Origin of the sequence: Desmonostoc muscorum LEGE 12446 (genome assembly GCF_015207005.2) — a bacterium.
Taxonomy (GTDB): domain Bacteria; phylum Cyanobacteriota; class Cyanobacteriia; order Cyanobacteriales; family Nostocaceae; genus Nostoc; species Nostoc muscorum.
Genome location: NZ_JADEXS020000001.1, coordinates 4,904,641 through 4,917,668 on the forward strand (window position 1 = coordinate 4,904,641; position 13,028 = coordinate 4,917,668).

The 13,028-nt window shown below is 43.2% G+C and carries 13 protein-coding genes; 7 read left to right on the plus strand and 6 right to left on the minus strand.

Going from position 1 to position 13,028, the window contains the following annotated elements; translation table 11 throughout:
• The 4 genes from IQ276_RS20865 to cysS form a co-directional block, all read right to left on the minus strand.
• Entirely contained in the window at nt 1-855 is an 855-nt protein-coding gene (locus IQ276_RS20865) for an IS5 family transposase (protein ID WP_235115308.1), read from the minus strand.
• 234 nt (nt 856-1,089) lie between these two features.
• Nucleotides 1,090-2,436, minus strand: a complete 1,347-nt coding sequence (locus IQ276_RS20870; protein WP_193925137.1) for a TldD/PmbA family protein — start codon at nt 2,434-2,436, stop codon at nt 1,090-1,092.
• Nucleotides 2,437-2,513: 77 nt separating this feature from the next.
• A complete protein-coding gene (locus tag IQ276_RS20875; protein ID WP_235115839.1) occupies nt 2,514-3,953 on the minus strand; it encodes a TldD/PmbA family protein in 1,440 nt (479 codons plus the stop codon).
• Between the two features lie 114 nt (nt 3,954-4,067).
• A complete protein-coding gene (gene cysS / locus IQ276_RS20880) occupies nt 4,068-5,543 on the minus strand; it encodes a cysteine--tRNA ligase (RefSeq protein WP_193919910.1) in 1,476 nt (491 codons plus the stop codon).
• Between the two features lie 132 nt (nt 5,544-5,675).
• Here cysS and IQ276_RS20885 point away from each other — a divergent pair, with 132 nt between their 5' ends.
• The 5 genes from IQ276_RS20885 to IQ276_RS20905 all read left to right on the plus strand — a co-directional run bounded on the left by IQ276_RS20885 (nt 5,676) and on the right by IQ276_RS20905 (nt 9,558).
• Complete coding sequence (locus IQ276_RS20885) at nt 5,676-6,791, plus strand: CobW family GTP-binding protein (RefSeq protein ID WP_193919912.1); 1,116 nt, start codon at nt 5,676-5,678, stop codon at nt 6,789-6,791.
• 357 nt (nt 6,792-7,148) lie between these two features.
• A complete protein-coding gene (dtd, locus tag IQ276_RS20890) occupies nt 7,149-7,601 on the plus strand; it encodes a D-aminoacyl-tRNA deacylase (protein WP_193919914.1) in 453 nt (150 codons plus the stop codon).
• Between the two features lie 107 nt (nt 7,602-7,708).
• Nucleotides 7,709-8,047 (plus strand): photosystem II reaction center protein Psb28, encoded by a 339-nt coding sequence (gene psb28, locus IQ276_RS20895; protein WP_193919916.1) that lies wholly within the window; start codon nt 7,709-7,711, stop codon nt 8,045-8,047.
• A 122-nt stretch (nt 8,048-8,169) separates the two neighbouring features.
• Nucleotides 8,170-8,673 (plus strand): MogA/MoaB family molybdenum cofactor biosynthesis protein, encoded by a 504-nt coding sequence (locus IQ276_RS20900; protein ID WP_193919922.1) that lies wholly within the window; start codon nt 8,170-8,172, stop codon nt 8,671-8,673.
• 312 nt (nt 8,674-8,985) lie between these two features.
• Nucleotides 8,986-9,558, plus strand: a complete 573-nt coding sequence (locus tag IQ276_RS20905) for an EF-hand domain-containing protein (protein ID WP_228043282.1) — start codon at nt 8,986-8,988, stop codon at nt 9,556-9,558.
• A 461-nt stretch (nt 9,559-10,019) separates the two neighbouring features.
• Here the strand turns inward: IQ276_RS20905 and mraY are convergent, their stop codons facing one another.
• Both mraY and IQ276_RS20915 read right to left on the minus strand, forming a co-directional pair.
• Nucleotides 10,020-11,123: a phospho-N-acetylmuramoyl-pentapeptide-transferase gene (gene mraY, locus IQ276_RS20910; RefSeq protein WP_193919918.1), complete on the minus strand. Its 1,104-nt coding sequence runs from the start codon at nt 11,121-11,123 to the stop codon at nt 10,020-10,022.
• A gap of 79 nt (nt 11,124-11,202) precedes the next feature.
• On the minus strand, nt 11,203-11,442 hold the full coding sequence (locus IQ276_RS20915; protein ID WP_193919920.1) for a DUF3134 domain-containing protein: 240 nt from the start codon (nt 11,440-11,442) through the stop codon (nt 11,203-11,205).
• 242 nt (nt 11,443-11,684) lie between these two features.
• On the opposite strand from IQ276_RS20915, the gene IQ276_RS20920 reads away from it, so the two are divergent.
• A complete protein-coding gene (locus tag IQ276_RS20920) occupies nt 11,685-12,269 on the plus strand; it encodes a PAP/fibrillin family protein (protein WP_190884363.1) in 585 nt (194 codons plus the stop codon).
• 306 nt (nt 12,270-12,575) lie between these two features.
• Entirely contained in the window at nt 12,576-12,788 is a 213-nt protein-coding gene (locus IQ276_RS20925; RefSeq protein WP_073642877.1) for a photosystem I reaction center subunit IV, read from the plus strand.
• The last annotated feature ends 240 nt before the right edge of the window (nt 12,789-13,028 follow it).

Consider the following 13,028-nt stretch of genomic DNA (forward strand, 5'->3'; position numbering starts at 1 on the left):
CTAAGAAGGTGCTGCAAGCCTCTTAATCATTAGCCTGATGAAGCAGATATTGAGTTTGGCAGTGGCACTAACCAGGGTTCGTTCAAAGTTCTTAACCAGAATTTTACAGCGCTCCATCCAAGCATTGGAGCGTTCGATCACCCATCTAGCTATTGCCGGAACAAATCCAGATTTTCCTTGTGCCGCTTTCTCTTGTTTTGAGGGTTTCGTAGAAAGTTGAAACTGAATTTTGGTCATGATCTCTGGGTAAATTCGCTCTAACTCCTGAGTCAAATATTCTGGGTGATACCCATGATCTAGCAGGATAGTAATCTTGGGAATATCGATAGGTTTTGACTTGAAGTAGTCGATGTTGAGAGTAAACATCTCAATTAATCCGGCATCATCCGAGACATTGGCGCGAGTACAGAGCGTAAAAAAGGGAAACCCAAGGGTGTCAATAGCCAAATGCCTTTTAATACCGTTGGTGGCTTTGTAGAAGCAAAAACCTTTCGACTCCACACTGGCGTTGCAGGTATTTTTCACTGCTTGGGAGTCAATGATGATCAATGTCGTCCAGTGCGGTTTTTTTTTTACCTGTTCACGCACTTGTCCATGTAAGACACTCATCAGTTCCTCAAATACCCCGGCTGCTCGCCACTGTTTGTAGTGCCAATATACAGTGGAATAAGGGGGGAGGTCTTTAGGTAAGTCTTGCCAATTGCATCCATTTTTTAGTTGATAGAGAATTCCATTGAAGATATCTCGCTTTGGCCAGTTGGTCGGTCGAGTCTGCTTCTTAGTCGGTAATATCTCTTGCAATAAGGGTTCAAAAATTTCCCATTCTGCATCAGTGAGGTTGCTGGAATACGCCATTAGTATTGGATTTTAGATGCTGAGGAGTACCTTAATTCAAAACCTCACAAGATGTCAAATGGGTTCTATAGAGCAAATGCCTATGGCAACTTTAGGGATTGGGGATTGGGGATTGGGGATTGGGGATTGGGGATTGGGAAGGTTTTTTATAATCTCCCTCATCTCCCTTATCTTCCTCATCTCCCTCATCTCCTTCATCTCCCCCAGTCCCCAGCCCCCAATCCCCAGTCCCTTTTACAGGGTGTAGGTAAAATCTTCGACCAACATACCGGGAACCAAACTACCTCCTAGTTGACGACTTTCATATGTTCCGACTTCGGGAATAAATTCTTGAAAAGTGGTCAAATCTATGAGATTCTCTCCCCAAAAGCGATAGAGACTTTCGTCAAAACGCAAGTTTTCGATGGGGGCGATAATTTCTCCGTTTTCTACCCAAAAACAAGCGTAACGCGTCATACCTGTGATTCTACCAGTTTGGCGATCGCTCCAATTCAAGTAATGCAAGTTTGATACATATAATCCTGTATCTAAACTTGGAAGAATCCGATCAAATACTATACTACCGGGACTGACTTCCGGCGCACGTAATGTCTCTGAACCGTTGGCACCATTGGCAATTTTTCCATATTCTTTCGCAGTACGAGAATTCACCAGAGTATTTACCAAGTATCCTTTTTCGATTACAGGTAACTCCAGTGCTGCTATTTCTCCTAATTCATTAAATCGAGGTACTAATCCCCGTTGAAAGTTTTCTTTAAAACTAAATTTTGGAGACAGTTGTTTTTCTTGACGCCATAAAGCAGCTAAAGCACTATTTCCTTGTTGGATATCAGCTTCGCTTACAGATCCCCAAGAAAGCATCATTAATAAATCTGCAACAGCAGCCGGTGCAAAATAAGTTTTGTACTGTCCTCGTGGTAATTCTTTGGCTGGACGAGAAAGTAGTTCTAGTTGCTTTTTAGCTTCGTTGATTTTGGCTATATATGCAGTTTTATCCCAATCACTACCTGCAAATGTACCTTTAACTGCTTGTCCAGATGTAATAAATAGAGAATAATCTAAGGTAAAAGTATCAGTAGCAAACCAGTGTTTTTGACCGCTGGAATCACCATAAGCTTTAACTACAACTCCCCCAGCATATATACCAGTAAAATCTAATTCGGCAACTAGTTCTAGTAGATTTGGTACTACCGCCTCTTCTGGCAATAAATTTCCAGAATGTATTTCTCGGCTGGTATTATTTCCTGATGGCAAAACTAGATAGGCATCGATGGGTAATAAAACCAGTTCATCTCGTAGTTCCTGCAAAGCAATATAGGCTAACTCCCAGTCCCTATCCCAATTTCCAGTAAAGGGAAATAGCCGAAAACTACTTCGCTGATCTTTCATCAAAGTTAGTTCAATCCAACCATCAGCAACGTAACCCGTTTGTCGGACTTTGGCACGATTTAAACGAGTAAATTGACTGCGTTCACTGCTGAGTTTCACAGTAAACTCTTCGTTTTCTGCTTTTTTGATCAGCAGAGTTTCAATCAGTTGATTAAAGCTGACTTCTAATGCAGATAATTCCTCAATTTTCATGGATATTAACTATTAATAGAGAATAGGGAGATGGGGAGATGGGGAGAATAACTCTTAACTCTTAACTCAGCACTTTTTCAAGTTCCTCCACCAAAAACTTCGACATTAGCAAATACACAAACAGGTGAACCATGTCCCACCCAAATAGCTTGATTTGGTTCTCCTTTGCCACAATACGGAGTACCGTACATTTGCCAGTTGTCGGCATTTCCTACTTTAATTAAGCTATGCCAAAACTCTGGTGTTGTGGCGCGATAGTTGGGATTGCGGAGGGTTTTGGTAAATTTACCGTTTTCAATTAATTTGGCGTATTCGCAACCAAATTGGAATTTATAGCGGCGATCATCGATTGACCAAGAACGATTAGATTCCATGTAAACGCCATGTTCTATGCCAGCAATCATGTCTTCAAAACTAGCGTTTAGAGGCTCTAAATTCAAGTTAGCCATGCGATCGATCGCTGGTCGATTCCACGAGGAAGCACGGGCACAGGCTACCCCAGGTACACCTGCTCTAGCTTGACTCTCCAGGCTGCCCAAACCGCGTTGGAGTACGCCTTCTTTGATTAGATACTCCCGTGTTGCTACAGCACCCGTATCATCAAAGCCATAGCTGGCAAATTCACCAGGTACGGTGGGATCAAAAGTAATATTCATCAATGGCGAACCATATACTAGTTTGCCAAAATCACTTGTGTTAACAAAGCTGCCCCCAGCATAGTTCCGTTCATCTCCCAAAATTCGGTCAATTTCTAGGGGATGCCCGATACTTTCATGGATTTGCAGCATCATTTGATCTGGGGCTAAGACTAAATTGGTACGGGTGGTTGGGCATTCTTCTGCTGTTAAGAGTTCTATTGCTTGTTCGCCAATTTGCCGTACCCAATGCCATAAATTTTCTTGTTTTAAAAGTTCTAGTCCGCCTTGATAACAGTTTGCTTGGGAGCCGTTATGGCTGCGTTGCTGTACAATTGACCCATCTTGGGCTGTGGCTCCGTAATGAGTGCCTATGGATATAAACTTTTGATACACTTCTGAGCCATTGCTGCTGATAAACCAAGACTCCTTCTCGGTTGTGTTGGCGGTGGCGATGGTTTGCACAATTTTGTCGTCAACTTTCAGGGTTTGGCAGATACGAACCAGTAAATCGTTGATTTCTCCGGGACTTAAAGCGTCCAATGGTTCAATAAATGGAGATTTATATTCACCAACGACTTTGGGGCGCTCACTTTCACGGAAGGGATGTATCCACCATTCACTGGCTGCTAGTGCCTGTTTATAGGCTGTTTGGGCAGCGGCTTGTAGGGAGGGCAGTTCTAGGGAGTTAGTGGCTGCATAACCCAAACAGCCATTGACCAAAACTTCCAGCATTGCTCCTACGGTGAAGGATTTGCCGTTGACTTGGGGTAAGCCGTCACGGACTAGACGATTGGTGGAAGTTTCCTTGACGGCTCTGATACCAATCCAATCAGCAGGAATATCGAAACTAGCGATCGCTTTTTTGAGTTCAGACCACATAATTTAGGGGAATGGGGAATGGGGATTAGGTATTGGGGATTGGGGATTGGGTACTGGGCATTGAGAAAACTTTTCTCTAGTCCCTAATTCCCAGTCCCTAGTCCCCAATCCCTCTTAATTCCGATGCCAACGTGTGCCATCACGGCTATCAATTAGCGTAATACCTTGTGCTTGCAGTTCGTTACGAATGCGATCGCTTTCGGCAAAATTCTTGGCTTGACGTGCTGCTTGTCTTTGCTGAATTTTCACCTCAATTTCCGCATCGCTTAAACCTTGTGTTGTCGAAGTTTCTACTTCTGGCTTGGCTTCTAAACCCAATACTCCAGCCAATGTGACGAGTGTTTGCCATTGGCGTTGTAACTCATCTGGTGGCGTTTCGGTTTTTCCTTGATGCACAAGAATATTTCCTTCACGGTGCAGTTCTTTGGCCAATTCAAACAGCACTGTTAACCCACCAGGAAAATTAAAGTCATCATTGACAAGTTCTTGGAAACGCTCAATGTATGAATTTTGGATTTTAAATTTTGGATTTTTGATTAGGGAATTTTCTCCCTTTTCTACTTCCCAAGCTAATTGTTTACCGTGTTGGTAACCGAAGAGTAAACCGTCTTTAAGAGTATGCCAAGCGTTTGTTTTATCTGCGATCGCTTCGTCGGTAAAATCAATGGGTGTGCGATATTGAGCTGTCAGCACTAATAAGCGCACCGCCATTGGGTCAACTCCTCGATCTAGCAATTCTCGAATGGTGATAAAGTTGCCCAAAGATTTGGACATTTTTTCACCATCCACTTTCACCATACCGTTATGCAACCAGTAACGCGCTAGGGGTTTTCCTGTCACAGCTTCGGATTGGGCAATTTCGTTTTCGTGGTGGGGAAAAATTAAGTCAGCACCGCCAGCATGAATATCTATGGTATCACCCAAGCGATCGCGTACCATTGCCGAGCATTCTATATGCCACCCCGGACGCCCTGCACCCCAAGGTGATTCCCAAGCTGGTTCTCCCGGTTTTGCTGCTTTCCACAGGGCAAAATCAAAAGGGTCTTTCTTTTTCTGATATTCTGGATCTTCGACCTTGACGCGATCGCTAGCTCCGGCTTGCATATCTTCTAACTTGCGTCCCGAAAGTTTGCCGTACTCGGAAAACTGCCGCACTGCATAATACACATCGCCGTCAGCAGGGTAAGCAAAGCCTTTGTTCTCTAGATCGTGAATTAACCGCAAAATTCCATTCATCGTGTGAGTTGCACGGGGATATTCATCGGCTTCTTTGATTCCTAGCCGTGCCATGTCCTCAAAATATGCTTTGATAAAGCGATCGGCCACAGCCTCCATTGATGAATGCTCAACACAGGCTCGATTGAGAATTTTGTCATCAATGTCAGTAAAATTTTGAATATAACGTACTTCATAGCCGATAAACTGGAGGTATCGACGTACTACGTCCCAAACGATGCAAGCTCTGGCATGACCCAAATGGCAATAATCATATACCGTCACGCCGCAGTAATACATCTTAACCTTGCCTGGTTCGACTGTTTCAAACGGTTCTTGACGACGGGTGAGGGTATTGTAAAGGGTTAGGGTCATAATCAACTAATGCTGAAATAGAGAGATAATAATAAAGTAAGCAACTGGGATGACAGTCCAGCATCCCTATGCTAGTGTTTTCTGGACTATCTGCGCTACATTACTATTTTTGATTTTTTTGATAACAGCGCTATGCAATCAGCAGCTACTTCCGAATCTCAGGCAATGGATGCACCTAAACAAGGAATGCCAGTAACAATTATTACGGGCTTCCTTGGTAGTGGTAAAACGACTTTACTTAATCATATCCTCAACAATCAACAGGGTTTAAAGACCGCTGTTCTGGTGAATGAGTTTGGCGAAATTGGTATCGACAATGAGCTAATCGTTTCCACTGGTGAGAACATGGTGGAACTAAATAATGGTTGCATTTGCTGCACTATTAATAATGATTTAGTCGATGCGGTTTACAAAGTTTTAGAACGCCAAGAAAATCTAGATTATTTAGTAGTAGAAACAACTGGACTCGCAGATCCGCTACCAGTAGCCCTAACATTTTTGGGCACAGAATTGCGGGATTTAACCCGCTTGGATTCAATTATCACTGTTGTAGATGCGGCGAATTACAGTCTAGATTTATTCAATTCTCAAGCAGCATACAGCCAGATTGCCTATGGAGATGTGATTATCTTGAACAAGGCCGATTTGGTTGATGAACCCACTTTGACTGATTTAGAGAGGAAAATTAACGAAGTTAAGGAAGGAGCGAGAATTCTCCGTACTTCGCGATCGCAAGTGCCACTTCCCTTAATTCTCAGTGTCGGTCTGTTTGAGTCTGATAAATATTTTGACACAGTGGTGGATGAACACGATCATCACGATCATCACCATCACGACCATGACCACGATCATGACCACTCAACATGCGGTCATGACCATCACGATTATGACCATGAACACCACCATGACCATCACTCTGACCATTTAGAAAATGATGGCTTTACTTCCATATCTTTCCAGAGTGACAAGCCTTTTTCTATTAAAAAGTTTCAGTATTTCTTAGACAACCAGCTACCCTCAAATATCTTCCGGGCAAAGGGGATTATGTGGTTTGATGAAAGTCCGAAGCGTCATATTTTCCACCTCTGTGGTAAACGCTTCACCTTGGATGATGATGATTGGCAAGGTCAACCCAAAAACCAAATAGTGCTGATTGGTCAAAATTTGGATCGTGAAACTTTAACGACTCAAATAGAAAACTGTATTTGTTTACCTTCTACCAGTCGCGGTAAAGGGTTTGGCAAATAAAAGTTAGGAGGAGAGACGCGATGAATCGCGTCTGTACAAGAGTTAGGAGTTGAAATTTTGTTCTTGTTCCCAGGTTCAGCCTGGGAATACTTTTTTATGAAAAAAGTAAAGGTTCAAAACCGGACTTCTCTACGAGACGCTACCGCGAACGTCCCGCTGCGCTAACGCCCGCAAGTGGCGCGAATAAATCCTTGTATCTCAAGGTAGGTAGAAACCCCACAAGAAAGTGGGTGGCTTAGTTTAATCCCCCTGCTCCCCCTGCTCCCCCTGCTCTCTTCATTGGTTCTGGCATCGATTTTGAATGATGAAAATGAGAGAATAGCGATCGCATTTCCTCCCCTGAACTCCTAACTTCCTATGCGTGTTGTCATCCAGCGAGTTAAATCATCTCAAGTTATCGTTAATGGCGAAATCATCGGTAAAATCGGGCGGGGACTCAACTTACTTGTAGGCATTGCCAGTAGCGATACTGATGCTGAACTTGACTGGATGGTGCGTAAGTGCTTAGAATTGCGGCTGTTTCCTGATGAAGAAGGGGACGAACGCTGGCAAAAATCCGTACAAGAAATTGGCGGTGAGTTGTTGGTAGTAAGCCAGTTTACCCTTTATGGTGACTGTCGCAAAGGTCGTCGTCCTTCTTTTGATCGCTCAGCCGCTCCTCAATCAGCAGAAGATTTATATAATCGTTTTGTTACCAAGTTAAGAGCCAGTGGTTTGGTCGTGGAAACTGGTAAATTTGGTGCAATGATGCAAGTTACAATCGAAAACGATGGTCCGGTGACTTTAGTAGTTGAAAAAGAAGCATATTAAGTACATACACTAATAAAAATATGAATCACAGCCGCCTCTAGACCGTGGAGTTCTAATTGATGAGAGAATATTAAACTAACGATCACAAAAGTTTAAATTCATTCATCATGGCGAAAATCCAGTTTTCTAGAGGTGTTGACGAAGAAGTAGTTCCAGACGTGCGTTTGACGCGAGGGCGCAGTGGTGAAACTGGCACGGCAACATTTGTTTTTGAAAATCCCAAGATTCTAGACCAAGCCAGCACCGACGACATCACTGGGATGTACCTGATTGACGAAGAAGGCGAAATCATCACCCGTGAAGTTAAAGCTAAATTTGTCAACGGAAGACCAGAAGCATTAGAAGCAGTTTACTTGATGAAATCTCCCGAAGAATGGGATCGCTTTCTGCGCTTCATGCAGCGATATGGCGATGAAAACGGTCTTGGACTCAGTAAAAATGAGTAATAGGGCATAGGGCATGGGGCATGGGGCATTGGGCATTGGTTATTAATTCTTATCCCTCACTCCCTCATCCCCCTCATCCTCCTCATCCTCCTCATCCCCCTCATCTCCCCACTCCCCTCCCCATGATGCAACAACCCCACCCAGACTCATCTGGAATTACGCTAACTTGTGCCGTGGTTACCGTCAGCGATACACGCACGCCCGAAACAGACAAAAGTGGTCAGTTAATTCAGCAGTTACTCATTGCTGCCAACTATGCTGTAGGGGGCTATGCGATTATTAAAGATGAACCAACACAGATTCAAGGGCAGATAGAAAATCTGGGTAAAAGTGCAAATTTGGATGCTGTAATTTTCAATGGTGGTACGGGTATTGCACCGAGAGATACTACCTATGATGCAATTGAGCAATTATTAGAGAAAACCTTGCCGGGATTTGGTGAGTTATTTCGTTTTTTAAGTTATCAAGAAATTGGTTCGCGTGCGATCGCTTCTCGCGCTGTAGCTGGTATTTATCAAAATAAACTAATCTTCTCGCTTCCTGGTTCCAGTAATGCCGTGCGATTAGGTATGGAAAAACTGATTTTACCTGAACTGGCTCATCTAGTAAGTCAAATGCGGAAATAGAGTTTAGAGGATGTTTGAAAAGTCCTCTTCTTGGTAGCAAAACGTTCTAGATCCCCCTAAATCCCCCGATAAATTGGGGGACTTTAACTCCGGTTCCCCCCTTTTTAAGTCTTTCAGACGTGATGAATCGCGTCTCTACATGAGGGTTTTGGGCTTAACTGAACTGTATTGGGTTAGGGGGGATTTCAAAGTACCTAAAATCACAGCGAAATACTTTTCAAACAACCTCTAACTCTTTTTTCTGGGTTTGTGAGAAATCCGGGTTCAATCCATATTTGTGATTGTGGTTATCGACTACGTACTATTGTGGTAATGTTAAGTACGTTTGGTAAGCAAAAGAGAAAAGCATTGTTAAGCGAATATCATAGAAAAAAGTTACTGCATCACTTTTACTGTCTGGATGCTGATAATTCAGGCTTCATTGGGAAAGAAGATGCTGAGATTTTTGCTCAGAGGTTCGCCAACATCCGTGGTGCAGACCTTGGTTCAGAGATTCACAAAGATTTGTTGTTTAAGTGGCTTGATGTTTGGGAAAATTTTTGGTCTAAAGCGGATTTGGATGGAGATGGTAAGGTAAGTCCCGAAGAATTTTGTCAGGGCATAGAGAAAGCCGTTTCAAATCCAGATTACAATGACCCTTTAATAGAGACTGTGTTTGACATTGTTGATTTAGACGGTGATGGTCAGATATCACAACAAGAGCATCGTCTCTTTTTCAGTGTGTTTGACTTAGATGCTGAAAAATCAGCTTTTGTTTTCTCCAAGCTTGATATCGATCAAGACGGCATCCTCTCTAAAGAAGAGTTTGTTTCTGCTAAGAGAGAATTTCTAAGTGAAAAGGAACCCGGTGCTGTAGGCAACTGGTTTTGGGGTTCTGTGGAGTAATGCAGATTCCAAATAAAAAAAACCCCCGAAGCTTCGAGGGGTTTTTTTAAATTAGTTTTTCAACAATTTTTAGAATGGAGCGATCGCATCAGCAATTCAGCTATTTCAAAATATCTAACGCCATCGGCTTAAGTTTAACCATTAGCAATTTCTAAGGATTGCTCAGAAGCGATCGCCCCGTCAATCTGCTCTTTATTTACTGCATAAAAACTTAGAGCTTCTCTTACCTGTGCTTCGGTAAGATTAGACCTCTTGCAAAAGTCCTTCTTTGCGTTCTCTTCTCTGCGCGGCAGTCGCTCATGGGGAAACCCCCAAGACCGCGCTGCCTTGCCTCTGCGCCTCTGCGTGATACAAATTCATATTTATGCAACAAGTCTATTGTAGATTGTTATTCAAATAAATAAAAAATAACCCCCGAAGCTTCGAGGGTGGTTTTTCTTAAATCAGTTTTTCAACAATTTTTAGAAAGGTGCGATCGCTAAACAAACAGCAGCTAAAATTGCAGCGATGATATAAAACACTCCAACTAGTTGCAATTCTGACCAGCCTGTGAGTTCTAAGTGGTGGTGTAGGGGTGCCATTTTGAAAAGGCGCTTGCCTTTGCCATCAGGGCCTTTAGTGGCTTTGTAGTAACTTACCTGTGCCATCACAGACAGAGTTTCTACGAAGAAGATACCGCTAAGGATGAACAGTGCTACTAAGGTGTTTGTCAACAAGGCCACAGCAGCTAAAGCTCCTCCCAGTGCCAGAGAACCAGTATCTCCCATGAAAACGCGGGCTGGGTTCCGGTTATGGGCTAAGAAACCTAAGCAACCGCCACTTAAAGCAGCACAGAATACCATCAAACCCGGTGCTGTAGGTGCGATTAGGGCAGCTAAGGCTAAAAGTGCGATCGCTACTGTTCCGCCTGCCAAGCCATCAATACCATCAGTTAAATTAGTAGCGTTACTTTCTGCAACTAGCACAAAACCTGCCAGAGGCCAGAATAGGAACCCTAAGGGTAGTGTAAAGCTAACCCAAGGCAAAGCTATACTTGTAATATTAGAAGGTTGATTAAACATCAGCCATACACAAAACACCACGGCAAAACCTACCTGTAAAGCCAGTTTCATCCGGGGAGATATACCTTTATTTGACTTCCGGCGGAGAATTTGCCAATCGTCGAGCCAGCCAATCAATCCGTAGCTGATTGTTAACGCTGAAACTGCAAGCACCTCTGTGGCGAAGTTGGACAATACGCAGGCTAGTATCACAGCTACAGGTACAAAAAATATGCCGCCCATTGTGGGAGTCCCTGCCTTTTTGAGATGAGCTTGGGGCCCATCTTCGCGGATTATTTGTCCAGTTTTGAGCGCTTGTAGTACAGGTATTACTAGATAACCCATGATACCTGAAGCCAGGGCACACAATAATAGTGGCAGGGTTAGCGACATCGCTTGCCAGGGTGACCGATTCGCCATCCAATCCAAGAAAAATGCAGTTGTGCCTAACCCCACGGCTAATAAAGAGGCTAGAGCGATTCCAGAAATGTTTAATCCTTGCTCAGGAGATAATTTAGCGTCCACAGAAGTTTCCCTTCACTCCACACTTATAAAACTAAATACCAGAAACTAGGCAGATCGCCAAGTTTCTAAAGATAAAAGACTAATCTTCAGCAATTCCTATATCGTCGTCATCATCAAGGTCGTAATCGACAATTCCATCTTCTACGCCCATTAGGGAGTCTATTTCTTCCTCATCATCTTGAAAATCCGGTTCGTGAACGTCACGCGCAATGATACGACCGTTAGTTTGTAACCAATCTAGGAGCGAGGATTCTTGCTTTAGGGGGATTACACCAGCTCGTTGATTACGGGGTTCTTCACGTAATGGAGAGTTCAACATATCGACGAAGAGAAGAAAAGGTTTACGTAAGTTGACAATTAGAGTCTATCACTCGACACGGATTAATTTAGTTATCCTTTCAACCCTTGAGTCGAGAAATCCGCATTCAGATAGAAATTTTTTATTTAATACGCTGATGGTCTAGGTCAAGTCGTTATTAGTAATTTTTTTGGTTTTACACATAGGTTATGAATAACTTGTTTATGCTGATGAAAAGTGAGTGATTTTTGAGGTCACAGACAATGATTGGAAAAGCGGCTCTTATCGATGCCATCGCTGGTACAAATCGGGGTCTATTGGCGACCCAAGTACAGAAACAGGCTATCTTAGCAGCGATCGCCAACTTAGAAGGCTTTAATCCTACACCACGTCCGGTGGAAGCTAACGACTTGCTAAATGGCAATTGGCGATTACTATACACCACTAGCAAGGCTCTTTTAAACTTAGATCGTCTACCTTTGTGCAAACTAGGTCAAATCTATCAGTGTATCCGGGTAGAAACTACCAGCGTTTACAACATAGCAGAGATTTACGGCTTACCTTATCTAGAAGGATTAGTCAGCGTAGCTGCCAAATTTGAGCCAGTTTCATCCCAACGTGTCCAAGTAAAATTTGAGCGGTCTATTATCGGCTTACAACGTTTAATAGAATACAATTCTCCGGTAACTTTTATCCAACAAATTGAAGCAGGTAGAAAATTTCCGGGGATTGATGTTGCTATAAACAACAATCAACAGCAAGGCTGGTTAGATATTACTTATATAGATAACGATTTGCGAATCGGTAGAGGTAACGAGGGAAGTGTATTCGTATTGAGTAAAACATAAGGTGATGCAAAAGTACTGTTTGCGAACGAAGGTACATGATAACGAGAACTTTGTCAATAAGGGTTTAGCACTCTTTGAGATTTGGCATATGGTGAGGAGTGGGGAAGAAGCAAGGGAGCAGGGAGCAAGGGAGAAGAGTTTTCCCCTCTGCCCCCCGCACCCCGCCCCTCTGCTTCTCATGCCCCATACCCTACACCCAATTCAGACAAATAACTTAACAAAGCCTCTTGCTGCGACCTTCAGGTTGTAGAGTGAAATCAATTAGCCCTCTAAATTGGCAATTGATAACTAAAAGGGAAATTAATCATGGTTCAACGTGGCTCTAAAGTACGTGTTCTCCGCCCTGAATCCTACTGGTTTCAAGATGTAGGAACTGTGGCTTCTGTCGATCAAAGCGGCATCAAATACCCAGTAATTGTCCGTTTTGAAAAGGTAAATTACTCTGGTATCAATACCAACAACTTTGCCGCAGACGAGCTATTAGAAGTCGAAGCACCAAAGGCTAAGGCTAAAAAATAAGCAGCAAACCCACAAGGGGACTGTTTAATGGGATGATGAAGGGAAGTCTCAAGTATGAAGTCTGAAATATGAAACTTTCAGTTCTTTCATCCTTGCTCTTAGCCTACCTTAATCTATGAGAAGCCGCCCTGCGGGTATTTACGGTTTCTCCTCAGTAGTATGGTTTTAGCCACCTACGGGTGTCTACACACTACGTCATCTCTGAGTTGCTTAGTCCCCAAATATACTAAAATTTGCTTG